Genomic DNA, 13,563 nt, shown 5'->3' with positions numbered 1-13,563 from the left:
GCAAAAAAGCGGCCCGCCGCAACGCAAGGTGCGGCGGGCCGGGAAGGACGATTGAACTTGCGGGTTAAGCTGCCGGGTCTTCAGCAGGCGGCATCCGGTCGGCCTGCACCTCTGCTACCTTACCATTCCGGGAAATAATGACGGGAGTCTGCTTGTAGTGTTTGAAGGCCAGCATATTATTGTAGGCCACGACCAGGCCTTTCCGTACCTGTGCGTTGATGTGCGCGGCCTGTTCCTGCTTAGTCATGATAGGTGGTGGTTAGCTGCCCCCAAATTTCCGGATTTGCTACGACAGTTTCGGCGGCGGTGCCTTCGGCAATTACCCGCGCCAAGCCCGCCGAGTTGTCGAGAAACATCCAGTCGTCCACGGCAGTACGGTACTGCCCGAAAAACTGCCGCAACCCGCCTTCATAGCGCCGCCGAATCACTGGCTCCGGAATGTTGTGGCCGCCCTCCCGTACCCGGATGCGCACCCGCTCTACCGCTTCGTCGGCGGAATTAAGCCAGAAAAAGAACAGACTCACGTAGTACCCCCGCGCCCGGGCCGCCTCGATGAAGGGCAGGTAGATGCGGGTAGCCAGCGTGGTTTCCAGCGCAAAGCTTTCCCCCGCCGCCAGCAGCTCCTGCAGGCGCGTGAGCATCAGCCGTCCCGCCTGCACGCTCACCGTTTCCGGCTGAAACGGCGAGAGGCCCCGCGCAATTTCATCGGCATTCACGAACTCCCGGCACCCCAGCAGGTTCGGCAGCAGGGCGTAGGCGGCGGTGGTTTTGCCGGCGCCGTTGCAGCCGGCCAGGAGGTAGAGGGTTTTCATTGCTGCTGCTGACAGGACTTCAACATATCGTCAGGATTTTGCACGATTCTGCCGTCGGGGAATGCTTCCAGGGATTGACGCCCCAAGCGTTCATCCCGAAACTTCACCAGCGTGAAGGTGCTATCAAAGGCTACTATTTCAATTTCAGAAGATGCCAACTGAAATGCCTCTGGCTCGGTCCAAATCTGACGATTACCATCAGCATACGGAACCTCCTCAAGTGGTATAGTAGGAACATTGCCAGCTACCCCACAGAAAATCCCCCATACCACTTGTATTTCCCGACCAGCAAATGTTTCATATACGATTTTGCCAGGCACTACACTGTAGTATGGCACCGAGTTGTATGATTCTGATTGCCAAGTATCAATCAGTGGCGGCCAATCACCCAAACTTAAACATTGCAGTTCGGTAACCAGCCAGTTTAGATTTTCTACTTGCTGCCGAAGTGGTAGCAGGAGTGTACCCAAATTGGTTTGATATCCTTCTTCCAGAATAATAGTCATCACACCTGAATAACCCCCACATTATACGCCTTTTCAATCGGCGCATGATTGGCGGCCTCAATGCCCATGCTGATGACTTTGCGGGTTTCCAGCGGATCGATGATGGCATCGACCCAGAGGCGGGCCGCGGCGTAGTACGGGGAAAGCTGCTCTTCGTAGCGGGCCTTGATGCGGTCCAGCAGCTCCTTCTCGGCTTCGGGGGTGATGACTTCACCCTTGGCTTTAAGGGTGGCAACCTGAATCTGGAGCAGGGTGTTGGCCGCGGCGGCCCCGCTCATTACGGCCAGCTGGGCGGTGGGCCAGGCCACAATCAGGCGCGGGTCGTAGGCTTTGCCGCACATGGCGTAGTTGCCGGCCCCGTAGCTGTTGCCGATGATGACGGTGAACTTGGGCACCACCGAGTTAGCCATGGCATTCACCATCTTGGCGCCGTCCTTGATGATGCCGCCGTGCTCACTCTGCGAGCCTACCATAAAGCCCGACACGTCGTGCAGAAACACCAGCGGAATGCGCTTCTGGTTGCAGTTCATGATGAAGCGTGCGGCTTTGTCGGCCGAGTCGGAGTAGATGACGCCGCCCATCTGCATGCCGGTTTTCTTGCTCTTCACGATTTTGCGCTGGTTGGCCACAATGCCCACGGCCCAGCCGTCGATGCGGGCCAGCCCGCAGATCAGGGTTTGGCCATACAGATCCTTGTAGGGCTCAAACTCCGAATTGTCGATCAGCCGGTTGATGATGTCCATCATGTCGTAGGGCTTGGCGCGGTCAGAGGGCAGCGTCCCGTAGATTTCCTTCTGCTCCAGCGCGGGCAAGGCGGCGGCGGCGCGGTTGAAGCCGGCCTTGGGCAGCTCGCCCATCTTGTCGAAAATGTTGCGGATGTGGTCGAGGCACTCCGCGTCGTCCTTGAACTTGTAGTCCGTGACGCCCGAAAGCTCGGAGTGGGTGCTGGCCCCGCCGAGCGTCTCGTTGTCAATGGTTTCGCCGATGGCCGACTTCACCAGGTAGGAGCCCGCCAGAAATACCGAGCCGGTGCCGTCCACAATCATGGCCTCGTCGGACATGATGGGCAGGTAGGCGCCACCCGCCACGCAGGGACCCATGATAGCGGCCAGCTGCACGATGCCCATGCTGCTCATCACCGCGTTGTTGCGGAACATGCGGCCGAAGTGCTCCTTGTCGGGAAAAATCTCGTCCTGCATGGGCAGAAACACGCCCGCCGAGTCGACGAGGTAGATGATGGGCAGCTTGTTTTCGATGCTGATTTCCTGGGCCCGCAGGTTTTTCTTGGCCGTAATCGGGAACCAGGCCCCAGCTTTCACCGTGGCGTCGTTGGCCACTACCACGCACTGCCGGCCCTTCACGTAGCCGATGACCACCACCACGCCGCCGCTGGGGCAGCCGCCCTCCGCCTGGTACATGCCTTCCCCGGCAAAGGCGGCAACCTCTACCTGGTCGCGACCTTCGTCGAGCAGGTAGGCAATCCGCTCCCGGGCGGTGAGCTTGCCCTTGGCTTTGTGGGCGGCAATGCGCTTTTCGCCACCGCCGAGCGCCACGCGCTGCAGTTTCTGGCGCAGCTGAAACGTGAGTTGTTTGAGAAGATCTTCGTTTTTGTTGAATTCGAGGTCCATGCGGGTGGGAAAGGAAAGTGCGACCAAGTGTCCTGGTGATTCGGCAGGCGGCGGCGCCGCCGGGGCGGCACAAACGCAAAACTCCGCCGCTCCTTCGGGCACTTAATCATCGTGCGGGCATAAAAAAATCCGCCCGGGGGCGGATTTCAAAGGTAAGATGTTTCTGGTTTCCTGCGGCGGCAGCTTACTTCACGGTGGTTTTCGTTTCAGTTTCGACGGCCGTACCGTTGGGCCGGGTCGCCGTGGTTTCCACCTCCGTCTTGGTCTTCTTGTCCTTTGCGGCCCCGCCGAACACCGAGAAGTGCACGTAGCGCTTCGGGTTGGCCTTCAAATCCTTCAGCAGCGCGTCGGAGCTGACGGCGGTGGAGTTCAGGTTGCTGTAAAGCAGCGTGTCGTTGATGAGCTTGCCCAAAGAGCCTTTCTGGTCAGTCAGGGCCTTGTTGACGCCGGTCAGGGCCGCCTGGGCCTCGGTCATGGTCACGTTGAGCTTGCGCATAGCGGGGCCGACCGGAGCCACTTTCAGCGAGTCGCTGAGGACGGCGAAGTTGGAGGCAATCCGGTCAAACTTCTTGCTGGTCACCTGCAGGTCGCCGCTGAGCTTGGCCATGTTGGTGGTAATCTCGTTGATGTTGCGCTGATTCATCAGCAGCAGGTTTTTGAGCGCCTCCGTGGAGCCCTGCGCGTTCAGCAGCGTGGCCTGCAGGCTCACTTTGGCGTCCTTGTTGAGGAAGCCGTTGATTTTGATCAGGGTCGAGTCGACGGTCCCCAGCACGGGCAGCGCCTTGGCCTGGAAGGCGTCGGTGATGCTGGCTACGGTGTAGGATCTGAGCTCCTCCCCGCCGTTGTACACCGTCGCGTTGCGCCCCAAAAACAGCGTAATCGTCTTGCTGCCCAGCAACGAGCCCGACAGGCTGGCCACGGTGGAGTCGCCGACCACCACGCCCTTCTGCAGCTCCAGCGACACTTTCACGCGGTTGCGGTCTTCGGGCAAGAGCTCCATCTGCTTGACCTGCCCGACCTTGACGCCGTTCAGAATCACGGGATTGCCCACCGTCAGGCCGTCCACGTTGTCGTACTTGGCGAAGTAAGTGCGGTCCGACGAGAGCAGGTTGCTGCCCTTCAGGAAGTTGAAACCGACGTACAGAGCCGCCAGCGCGACGAGACCGAGCAGGGCTACTTTAATTTCTTTCGACACGTTGGGTCAACTGTATAAATGAGGTGATTAAACCAGCAGAAAAGGCGGAATAGGGCGGACAGGCCGGCTATTCCCCGTTCATGGCTTCGAGTTCGTTCTTATAATCCCGGAAAGCCCGGTAGATTCCTGCTGCCATATACGACTGCCCCGATTTATCGTTGAGGTAGCGCTCCTCGGCCCGGTTGGTCAGAAATCCGGATTCGATGAGCACCGAAGGCATCGTGGATTTCCAGAGCACCAGAAAGCCCGCCTGCTTCACCCCGCGCGAGCTGCGGCCTACGGTGGTGCGAAACTGCCGGTCGACCTTCTGGGCGAAGCGGATACTGTTGACCACGTGGGCACTCTGGTAGAGCGAAAACAGAATGTGGCTCTGCGGCGAGGTTGGGTCGAAGCCGTTGTAGTTGGCCTTGTAGTTGTCTTCCTGCAGAATTACCGCGTTTTCGCGCTTGGCCACGGCCAGGTTGGCGTCGGTCTTGTGCGGGCCCATGGTCCAGACTTCGGTGCCGTAGGCGCTGGGGGCGCTGGCGTTGCAATGAACCGAGATAAATAAGTCGGCCGCGTGCTTGTTGGCAATGCCGGCCCGGTCGGTGAGCTCCACAAACACGTCGGTTTTGCGGGTGTAGACCACCTTCACCTCCGGCATGTTTTCCTCAATCTGCCGGCCCAGGTCCAGAATAATTTTCAGGGCCACGTCGGCCTCGCGGGCTTTTACGCCCGCGCAGCCCCGATCCTTGCCGCCGTGGCCGGCATCGAGCACCACAGTGCGCAAACGGTATTTCAGAGGCGGCAGCCCCGGCGTACCAGGAGCCACGGCCCGCGTCGGGCCCGACAGGAAAAGCAGGCCCGCAGCGCAAAGAGCGACAATATTCCGCACAGAGTTCGTTAGTTGGGGGAGCTACCCATTATCTTTGCAAACAGCCACAAAATAAACGATTAAAAACTACGTGGCATTGCCTGCGCCGTTCCGCCCCCTCCTTTTCTGTACTGCGTCTCCCCGGCTGCGGCCGGCGCTGCTGCTGGTATTGGCGTTCTTTGGCCTGAGCGCCGGGCCGCGGGCCTGGGGGCAAAGCCGGCCGGCCCGCGCCGGTGCGCCCGCCGTGGTACGCCCCCTGAACGTCGACGGGCGCCCCACCACCGATGCGCTGCCCGCGGACACCGCCCGGGCTGGTCGAGCTAGTCGATCTGCCCGAGCCGGTCGAGCCATCAGCCTGGCTGATACCACCCGCCGCGCGGGCGACTCGCTGCGCGTGTCGGCGGCCCCGCAGGGCGATATTAAAACCACGGTAAAGTACGCGGCCAAGGACTCCATCCGGTTTGAGGTTCAGAACAAGCAGGCTATTCTCTATGACAAGGCCACCGTGGATTACGGGGAAATGTCGCTGAAGGCGGCCCGCATTACGGTCGACTACGCCAACAACCTGCTCACGGCCGAGGGCGCCGCCGACACCACGGGCAAGGTGCGCGACAAGCCGGTGTTCAAGGACGGGGCCTCACTTTACGCGGCCAGCCGCATCAACTACAATTTCAAAACCAAGAAGGGCCGCATCACCGACGCCGTCACGTCGGAGGGCGAGGGGTTTGTGCACGCCGAAACCATCAAGAAAAACGAGCTGAACGAGATTTTCGGGCGCAACGGGCGCTACACTACCTGCAACCTGGAGCACCCGCACTTTTTCATCAACGCGGCCAGGATGAAGGTAATTCCGAAGGAAAAGGTGGTGACCGGGCCGTTCAACCTCATCATCGGCGACGTTCCCACGCCCCTGGGCTTTTTGTTCGGCTACTTCCCCATGCCGCGCAGCACCCGGGCCTCGGGGCTGATTATTCCCACCTTCGGCCAGACCGCCGACCGGGGCTTTTCGCTGCGCAACGGCGGCTACTACTGGGTGCCGAACGAGTACATCGGCGTGCGCCTCACCGGCGACATTTATGCCGGCAACGCCAACCAGTTCGGGGGCTTCGGCGCCACGGCGGAAATGCAGTACCTGCGCCGCTACGCCTACAACGGCCGCTTCAACTTCAGCTACAGCCAGCGGCCGGCCGCCCAGATTCTGCGCTCCAACTCGGTGAATACGGACCAGGCCTACCGCACGCCCCGCTCCCCGAAAACGTTCTGGATAAGCTGGGGCCATATCCCCACGCCCCGGCCCGGCGGCGGCCGCTTCTCGGCCAACGTGCAGGCGGGCAGCACCGACTACAACCAGCAGAACACCGCCGATGTGCGGCGCTACCTGACGCCTTCGTTTAACTCCTCAATATCATATCAGAAGCAAATCCGCAACTCGCCGATCGGCTACACGCTGAACCTGAGCCAGGACCAGAACACGGCGACGGGCGCCATGAACTTTACCCTGCCCGACGTGACCGTACAGGTCGCCCGGCAGTATCCGTACGAGCTGTTTGGCCTGGAGCCCCGGGGGCGTTTCTACGAGCAGTTTGCCGTGGCCTACACGCTGACGGGCCAGAGCAAGTTCACCAACTTCCAGCAGGCCCGGACGCTGGAAGGCGGTATTCCGCTGCTCGGCGGCAGCACCGAGGGCACCCGGATTCCGGTGAGCCTGAGCAACCTGACGCCCCTGCTGCGCAACGCCCAGACGGGGCTGCGGCACGCCTTCCAGATTTCGCTGGGCAGCTACACGGTGCTCAAGCACCTGAGCCTGCAGCCCAGCGTGAACTACGACGAAACCTGGTACGGCAAGAGCCTGAACTACGAGTATATTCCGGCGGCGCAGGCCGTGCGCATCGACACGGTGCGGGGCTTCAACCGGGTGTATGCCTGGTCGGCCAACCTGAATCTGGGCACCAACCTGTACGGCATCGTACCCATCAAAGGCAAGAAGATTGAGGCCATCCGCCACAAGCTGACCCCCAGCGTAGGCTTCCAGTACTCGCCTGACTTCTCGACCAACCCCAACTACTTCCTGCGGCCCGACCTTGGCACGCTGCGCAACAGCTCCGGGCAGCTCTACAACGAGGATGACGGCAGCCGGATTCTGAACCCTATCACCTTTTCGCGCTACCAGGGCCTAAACTCCCTGGGCAGCCCACCCAACGGCCGGCGGGTGACCCGGCTCGTCTTCGGCCTGCAGAACGCCCTGGAAATGAAGGTGCGGGATACCAACGACACCACCGGCACCACGCCCTTCAAGAAAGTCAGCCTCATTGATGGTCTCGACTTCAATACCGGCTACGACCTGGCCGCTGACTCGCTCCGGCTTTCCCCTCTGCAGGTCGGCTTTCACACCCAGATTGCCCGCAAGCTGAGCGTGGTGATTAACGGCAACTTCCGCTTTTACCAGCGCGACTCCACCGGCCGCGAAATCAACGAGTACCTGTTTGAGCAGTCCAGGCGCCGCCTGGCCCGCCTCTCCGATGCCGGCCTGACGCTGAGCTACCAGTTCAACCCGGCCCAGGGCAAGCGCAAGTCGACGGTACCGCGGACCGTGGCGCCCGGCAACGACCCCACGCTGGGCAACCCCCAGCCGGTGAACCCATATGAGGACTACGTGGACTTTGAAATTCCCTGGGAGCTGAGCACCAACTTCACGGCCAGCTACGTCGACCCCGGCGCGCTGCCGGCCCGGCCCGGCCGGCTCCGGCCCTCGGCGCTGAACTCGGCCTCGCTCAACCTGAGCGGCTCGGTGAAGCTGACCACCAACCTGCGCATGGGCTACAGCACGGGCTACGACTTCAAAAACAAGGAGGTATCCTTTACTTCGCTCGATATTTTCCGCGACCTGCACTGCTGGCAGATTACCGGCAACTGGCGGCCCTTCGGCACCACCCGCGGCTACTTCGTGACCATTGCCGCCAAGTCGTCGCTGCTGCAGGACCTGAAGCTGAACCGCAACCGCAGCTTCCTGAACCGCTAAGCCGGCAGCGGGTGGACGAGGGGAAAGACCCGACCGCCGGGGAAATGCCGGAATTTTGGCACTTTTGACCCCGGCTTCTCCGGCCCACCTCCTATCATTCCTAACCAAGCCCCCATGTCGCAGCATAAAGAAGTGAAACTCGTGACCACGCACCAGCTGCTGGCCATGAAGCAGCGCGGCGAGAAGATATCCATGCTCACGGCCTACGACTTCTCGATGGCCACCATTCTCGACGGCGCCGGCATCGACGTACTGCTCGTCGGCGACTCGGCTTCCAACGTCATGGCCGGCCACGAAACCACCCTGCCCATCACCCTCGACCAGATGATTTACCACGCCCAGAGCGTGGTGCGGGCCGTAAAGCGCGCCTTCGTGGTGGTCGATATGCCCTTTGGCTCCTACCAGGGCAACTCCTCCGAAGCCCTGCGCTCGGCTATCCGCATCATGAAGGAATCGGGCGGGCACGGCATCAAGGTAGAGGGCGGGGCCGAAATCCGCGAGTCCATCACCCGGATTCTCACGGCCGGCATTCCGGTTATGGGCCACCTGGGCCTCACCCCGCAGAGCATCTACAAGTTTGGCACCTACACCGTGCGGGCCAAGGAAGAAGCCGAAGCCCAGAAGCTCATCGACGACGCGCTGCTGCTCCAGGAGCTGGGCTGCTTTGCCGTGGTGCTGGAAAAAATTCCGTCTTCCCTGGCTAAGGAGGTCGCCGAAAAGCTCACGATTCCCGTTATCGGCATCGGCGCCGGTCCCGACGTGGACGGGCAGGTGCTGGTCGTCCACGACATGCTGGGCATCACCAAGGAGTTTAAGCCGCGCTTTCTGCGCCGCTACGCCGAGCTGGCCGATCTGATGAGCGACGCCGTGACGCGCTACGTGAAAGACGTCAAAGACCGCAACTTCCCCACCCAGGACGAAGCGTATTAAATGAATTCTGAATTAGTTGATTGCCCTGACCTTTTTTCCAGCATGGGACGGGTGCAATCAGCTAATTCTGAATTCAGAATCCATAATTACTCTTCTCAGTGAATCGTCCGAATATCTGGTCGGAGCAGGAGGAAATCCTGTTTGAAGACAACCACCTGCTTATCCTCAACAAGCCCGCCGGCATCCTCGTGCAGGGCGACAACACCGGGGATGAGCCGCTGTCGGTGAAAGCCGCCGAGTACCTGCGCTTCAAGTACAAAAAGCCCGGCGCGGCTTTCGTAGGCGTGGCCCACCGCCTCGACCGGCCCGTGAGCGGCGTGGTGGCCATGGCCAAAACCAGCAAGGCGCTGAGCCGCCTCAACGAGATGTTCCGCGACAATAAGGTGCACAAGACCTACTGGGCCCTGGTGGGCAAGTGCCCGGAGGTAATCAGCGGCCACCTGACCCACTGGCTGGTGAAGGACCCGATCCGCAACGTGACCAAAGCCTACTCCGAGCGCCACGGGCAGGGCCTGAAGGCCGACCTCGACTACCAGGTACTGGGGCCGGCCGGCAACCGCTTCCTGATCCAGGTGAACCCCATCACGGGCCGTCCCCACCAGATTCGGGTGCAGCTGGCCACCGGCCTGGGTACGCCCATCGTCGGCGACGTGAAGTACGGCTTCCTCTCGCCCCTGCCCGACGTGAGCATTGCCCTGCACGCCCGGCAGCTGGAGTTTGAGCACCCCGTCACCAAGGAAGCCATGTGCTTCCGGGCCCCGGTGCCGGACATGCCCCACTGGGAAGCCTCGAAAGCCTTTTATACAGTCTAGCTTGCCTGCGCAAAATCTTTTGAAAGCCTTCCCAACATTGGGGAGGCTTTTTGGTTAGCATCCGGGCTGGCCAAAGTCCATTAGATATTCGCTGAATAACATTTTGGCCTTTTCGGTCCACTTATTGATGCCGGGCGGTTACGACTGTAGTTTTGCCCCGGCATCAGGAACTTATGCTCCGCCGTTCTGCTTCTGCGGCTGCGTTCCTTTGCCTTCCGCTGCGTTTTCACTTTTTGCCCGGCCCATGCCAGTCCTCATTTTTTTTGTCGCGCACTATTACCTGTCGCTGTTCACGCAGACGTTTTACCTGCACCGCTACGCGGCCCACAAGATGTTTACGATGAACAAGTTCTGGGAGACGTTCTTCTTCCTGTTCACCTACGTCTGCCAGGGCTCGTCGTTCCTGTCGCCGCGGGCCTACGCGCTGCTGCACCGCATGCACCACGCCTACTCCGACACCGAAATGGACCCGCACTCGCCCCTGTTCTCGTCGAATGCCTTCAGCATGATGTGGAAGACCAAGAATATCTACAACGACGTGCTGAACCGCAACTACGCCGCGGCGGAGCGGTTTGAGGGCGACTATCCCGAGTGGGCTTCCCTGGAGAAGTTCAGCGCTACGGCTTACTCCCGCATCGGCTGGGGCGCGCTCTACGTGCTGTTCTACGTGCAGTTTGCCACGGCCTGGTGGATGTACCTGCTGCTGCCGATTCACTTCCTGATGGGCCCGATTCACGGCGCCATCGTCAACTGGGGCGGCCACAAGTACGGCTACCAGAACTTCGACAACCACGACCACAGCAAGAACACCCTGGCCCTGGACTTCCTGGCTTTCGGCGAGCTGTTCCAGAACAACCACCACAAGCTGCCCATGCGCGTCAACTTCGGCGTGAAGTGGTGGGAGTTTGACCCGACCTACTCGGTTATCTGGACCCTGGACAAGGTGGGCATCATCAAGATCAAGCGTAAGGTGACGGCCCAAAAAATGCGCGTCGCCGCGTAAGCAGCCTGCGTTTTTACCCTGAAAAGCCCCGTCGTTCGCCAACGTCGGGGCTTTTTGCTGCTCGAGGGTTTCCTTGTTGCCCAGGCCGGATTGCCGCTCTTCGCTGCCGATGATAAAAGAGGCTTTCTTCCTCCAACTCTTTCCCCTACCTTTGCACCTCATTTTCAACCAGACGCACGAGCTGCGTCGCTTAACCAACCCGGTTTATGGCAGTTAAAATCCGCCTCGCCCGTCGTGGCCGTAAGAAGGCCGCCCAATTCGACATTGTTGTAGCTGACGCCCGCGCCCCCCGCGACGGCCGTTTCATCGAGAAAATCGGTACCTACGACCCCAACACCAACCCTGCTTCGATCAACTTTGACGGCGAAAAAGCCTTCGATTGGATCATGAAGGGCGCGCAGCCGACCGATACGGTTCGCGCAATGCTTTCTTACCGCGGCGTATTGTACCGGAAGCACCTGCAGCTGGGTGTTATCAAAGGGGCCATTTCGCAGGACGTAGCCGACGAGCGTTTCACGGCTTGGAAAGAGCAGAAAGACACTAAGATCGAAAGCAAGCGCACTACCCTGGGCACTGCTAAAGAGGAGACCCGCAAGGCTGCTCTGGCTGCTGAGACTAAGGTGAAAGAAGCGCGGGCCGAAGCTATTCGCAAGAAGAACACGCCCCCGGCTCCCGTGGCTGAAGCTGCTGCCGAAGGCGAGACGACCGAAGCCGAGGCTCCGGCCGAAACGACTGAGGAAGCGGGCGCCTAAGCCTTAGGTTCGGATTTAAAAGCTGGGAAGTCAGAAAGAGAATGAGCGGCGTTCCGACGCCCGACTTCCCCTTTCTGGCTTCCCACTTTTTTTTACGCTTTCATCTCCTTCGCAATGACTATCGACGACTGCTACCAGCTGGGTTCCATTGGCAAAACGCACGGCCTGAAGGGCTTCGTGACGGCCTTCATGGACGTGGACGACCTCGACGACTACCGCACGCTCAAATCGGTGTACCTGGAGCTGCCTTTCGCTCCCGGCAAGCTGACGGAGTATGGCGTGGAGAAATTCCAGCCCCACGCCGACAACCGCGCCCTGCTCAAGCTCAAGGGCTTCGACACGATTGAGGCCGCCGAGCCGCTGCGCAACGCCAAGCTCTACCGCCCGCTGGCTGAGCTGCCAGCCCTGGAAGACGACCAGTTCTACTTCCACGACGTGATTGGCTACACCGTCGTCGACGAGAAGCTGGGCGTGCTGGGCACCGTGGAAACCTTCTACGAGATGCCCCAGCAGGATCTGATGGGCATGCGCTACCAGGGCCAGGAGATTCTGATTCCGGTGGTAGACCAGCTGATTTCGCACGCCGACCAGGACGCGAAAAAGGTATTCGTGAACCTGCCCGAAGGCCTGCTCGACGTGTACCTCACGCCCGCTTCCCGCGAGAAGGACGAGCCCGACGAATTCGACGGCCCCGAGCTCGACGACGAGGCCAAGGCCAAAAAGTAAGCGGCATGCGCGTCGACATCATCACCTGCCAGCCGGATCTGCTGATCAGCCCCTTCGCCTTCTCCATCGTGAAGCGGGCCCAGGAAAAAGGGCTGGCCGAAATCCACGTGCACGACCTGCGCCGGTTTGCCATCAACAAGCACGGGCAGATCGACGACTACGTGTTTGGGGGCGGGGCCGGCATGGTGCTGCGCGTGGAGCCCATTGCGGCCTGCCTGGACGCGCTGCTGGCCGCGCGTGCCTACGATGCCGTCATCTACATGACGCCCGACGGCGAGACGCTGCGCCAGCCGCTGGTCAACCGCTTTTCGCTGGCCGGCAACCTGCTCATCCTCTGCGGCCACTACAAGGGCATCGACGAGCGAATCCGCAAGGCCTACATCACCCACGAAATCAGCGTGGGCGACTACGTGCTCAGCGGGGGCGAGCTGGGAGCGGCCATCCTCACCGACGCCATCGTGCGCCTGCTGCCGGGCGTGCTCGGCAACGAGGAGTCGGCCCTGAGCGACTCGTTTCAGGATAATCTGCTGGCTCCGCCGGTGTATACCCGGCCCGCCGAGTGGCGGGGCGAGAAAGTGCCCGACATCCTGCTGTCGGGCAACACGCCCCAGATCGAAGTCTGGCGGCACGACCAGGCGCTGGAGCGCACCCGTCAGCGCCGCCCCGACCTGCTGCCGCCGGAAGTGGAAGGGGAAATACCGGCTTCTGAGACCGTAGGGCGAACTCGGAGCAAAAAAGCACAGCCGTAGGTTGTAATCTCTAAAACAGAGCGCTATATTTGCGCCTCCTTAAGTGAAACCCCGGGCGGCGGCGCCGTCCTTTTTTTTAGTTTTTCAGTCATGAGCGTACTACTCGATTTTATCCAGCAGGAGTCCCAGGAGCGCCGCGCCAGCTTCCCTGCTTTCGCCGCCGGCGACACCGTTAACGTCCACGTGAAAATTCGCGAGGGCAACAAGGAGCGCATTCAGCAGTTCCAGGGTGTTGTTATTCAGCGCAAGAACCCCAACTCCAACGGTGAGACCTTCACCGTGCGCAAGATCTCCAACCAGATCGGTACCGAGCGGATTTTCCCGCTGCTGTCGCCCAACATCGAGAAAGTCGAGCTGGTGCGCCGCGGTAAAGTACGCCGTGCCCGTTTGTTCTACCTGCGCGGCCTGTCGGGCAAAGCAGCCAAGATCAAGGAGCGTCGCAACTAAGCTTTTTCCTTCGGGAAACCCAACCATCAAAAAAGCCGGCCCCTGTGAAGGAGCCGGCTTTTTTGTGTTCAGTGTCGGGTCCGGAAATATGTTGACAGCTTTTCCAAAAGGTGTCATGAAAACCGAGTTTG

Annotated in this window: 14 protein-coding genes; 8 read left to right on the top strand and 6 right to left on the bottom strand. The window is 60.6% G+C overall.

From position 1 onward, the window contains the following. Nucleotides 1-64: 64 nt before the first annotated feature. From ABD842_RS15110 to ABD842_RS15085, 6 genes are all read right to left on the bottom strand, one after another. Nucleotides 65-247: a hypothetical protein gene (locus ABD842_RS15110; protein ID WP_345115647.1), complete on the bottom strand. Its 183-nt coding sequence runs from the start codon at nucleotides 245-247 to the stop codon at nucleotides 65-67. Further along, nucleotides 240-812: an ATPase gene (locus ABD842_RS15105; protein ID WP_345115644.1), complete on the bottom strand. Its 573-nt coding sequence runs from the start codon at nucleotides 810-812 to the stop codon at nucleotides 240-242. The genes ABD842_RS15110 and ABD842_RS15105 overlap by 8 nt, the downstream gene beginning before the upstream one ends. Beyond that, nucleotides 809-1,318, bottom strand: coding sequence for a hypothetical protein (locus ABD842_RS15100; protein ID WP_345115641.1), 510 nt, complete (start codon nucleotides 1,316-1,318; stop codon nucleotides 809-811). Before ABD842_RS15100 ends, ABD842_RS15105 begins: the two co-directional genes overlap by 4 nt. Then, on the bottom strand, nucleotides 1,318-2,946 hold the full coding sequence (locus ABD842_RS15095) for an acyl-CoA carboxylase subunit beta (RefSeq protein WP_345115639.1): 1,629 nt from the start codon (nucleotides 2,944-2,946) through the stop codon (nucleotides 1,318-1,320). Before ABD842_RS15095 ends, ABD842_RS15100 begins: the two co-directional genes overlap by 1 nt. A 184-nt stretch (nucleotides 2,947-3,130) precedes the next feature. Continuing rightward, nucleotides 3,131-4,141, bottom strand: coding sequence for an MlaD family protein (locus tag ABD842_RS15090; RefSeq protein ID WP_345115637.1), 1,011 nt, complete (start codon nucleotides 4,139-4,141; stop codon nucleotides 3,131-3,133). A 67-nt stretch (nucleotides 4,142-4,208) separates the two neighbouring features. Then, a complete protein-coding gene (locus ABD842_RS15085) occupies nucleotides 4,209-4,973 on the bottom strand; it encodes an N-acetylmuramoyl-L-alanine amidase family protein (RefSeq protein ID WP_345115698.1) in 765 nt (254 codons plus the stop codon). A gap of 118 nt (nucleotides 4,974-5,091) precedes the next feature. On the opposite strand from ABD842_RS15085, the gene ABD842_RS15080 reads away from it, so the two are divergent. The 8 genes from ABD842_RS15080 to rplS all read left to right on the top strand — a co-directional run bounded on the left by ABD842_RS15080 (nucleotide 5,092) and on the right by rplS (nucleotide 13,432). Beyond that, complete coding sequence (locus ABD842_RS15080; RefSeq protein ID WP_345115634.1) at nucleotides 5,092-8,013, top strand: putative LPS assembly protein LptD; 2,922 nt, start codon at nucleotides 5,092-5,094, stop codon at nucleotides 8,011-8,013. A 114-nt stretch (nucleotides 8,014-8,127) separates the two neighbouring features. Next, nucleotides 8,128-8,943, top strand: a complete 816-nt coding sequence (gene panB, locus ABD842_RS15075; protein WP_345115631.1) for a 3-methyl-2-oxobutanoate hydroxymethyltransferase — start codon at nucleotides 8,128-8,130, stop codon at nucleotides 8,941-8,943. A gap of 98 nt (nucleotides 8,944-9,041) precedes the next feature. Beyond that, entirely contained in the window at nucleotides 9,042-9,755 is a 714-nt protein-coding gene (locus tag ABD842_RS15070; RefSeq protein WP_345115629.1) for an RluA family pseudouridine synthase, read from the top strand. A gap of 244 nt (nucleotides 9,756-9,999) precedes the next feature. Next, nucleotides 10,000-10,758: an acyl-CoA desaturase gene (locus tag ABD842_RS15065; RefSeq protein ID WP_345115627.1), complete on the top strand. Its 759-nt coding sequence runs from the start codon at nucleotides 10,000-10,002 to the stop codon at nucleotides 10,756-10,758. A gap of 206 nt (nucleotides 10,759-10,964) precedes the next feature. Beyond that, a complete protein-coding gene (locus ABD842_RS15060; protein ID WP_345115625.1) occupies nucleotides 10,965-11,510 on the top strand; it encodes a 30S ribosomal protein S16 in 546 nt (181 codons plus the stop codon). Nucleotides 11,511-11,624: 114 nt separating this feature from the next. Next, on the top strand, nucleotides 11,625-12,236 hold the full coding sequence (gene rimM / locus ABD842_RS15055) for a ribosome maturation factor RimM (RefSeq protein ID WP_345115623.1): 612 nt from the start codon (nucleotides 11,625-11,627) through the stop codon (nucleotides 12,234-12,236). A gap of 5 nt (nucleotides 12,237-12,241) precedes the next feature. After that, nucleotides 12,242-12,985 carry a tRNA (guanosine(37)-N1)-methyltransferase TrmD gene (gene trmD / locus ABD842_RS15050; RefSeq protein WP_345115620.1) on the top strand — a complete coding sequence of 248 codons (744 nt, stop codon included), beginning with the start codon at nucleotides 12,242-12,244 and terminating at the stop codon, nucleotides 12,983-12,985. Between the two features lie 90 nt (nucleotides 12,986-13,075). Continuing rightward, nucleotides 13,076-13,432 (top strand): 50S ribosomal protein L19, encoded by a 357-nt coding sequence (gene rplS, locus ABD842_RS15045; protein ID WP_345115617.1) that lies wholly within the window; start codon nucleotides 13,076-13,078, stop codon nucleotides 13,430-13,432. Nucleotides 13,433-13,563 lie beyond the last annotated feature (131 nt).

The sequence above is a fragment of the Hymenobacter algoricola genome, assembly GCF_039539525.1.
Taxonomy (GTDB): Bacteria; Bacteroidota; Bacteroidia; order Cytophagales; family Hymenobacteraceae; genus Hymenobacter; species Hymenobacter algoricola.
Note: the sequence above shows the minus strand (reverse complement) of the source record. Positions and strands in the feature narration are given on the sequence as shown.

Coding starts and splice junctions, on each gene's coding strand:
- ABD842_RS15110 (WP_345115647.1), bottom strand. CDS start 247: ATGACTAAGCAGGAACAGGCCGCGCACATCAACGCACAGGTACGGAAA.
- ABD842_RS15105 (WP_345115644.1), bottom strand. CDS start 812: ATGAAAACCCTCTACCTCCTGGCCGGCTGCAACGGCGCCGGCAAAACC.
- ABD842_RS15100 (WP_345115641.1), bottom strand. CDS start 1,318: ATGACTATTATTCTGGAAGAAGGATATCAAACCAATTTGGGTACACTC.
- ABD842_RS15095 (WP_345115639.1), bottom strand. CDS start 2,946: ATGGACCTCGAATTCAACAAAAACGAAGATCTTCTCAAACAACTCACG.
- panB (WP_345115631.1), top strand. CDS start 8,128: ATGTCGCAGCATAAAGAAGTGAAACTCGTGACCACGCACCAGCTGCTG.
- ABD842_RS15065 (WP_345115627.1), top strand. CDS start 10,000: ATGCCAGTCCTCATTTTTTTTGTCGCGCACTATTACCTGTCGCTGTTC.
- ABD842_RS15060 (WP_345115625.1), top strand. CDS start 10,965: ATGGCAGTTAAAATCCGCCTCGCCCGTCGTGGCCGTAAGAAGGCCGCC.
- rimM (WP_345115623.1), top strand. CDS start 11,625: ATGACTATCGACGACTGCTACCAGCTGGGTTCCATTGGCAAAACGCAC.
- trmD (WP_345115620.1), top strand. CDS start 12,242: ATGCGCGTCGACATCATCACCTGCCAGCCGGATCTGCTGATCAGCCCC.
- rplS (WP_345115617.1), top strand. CDS start 13,076: ATGAGCGTACTACTCGATTTTATCCAGCAGGAGTCCCAGGAGCGCCGC.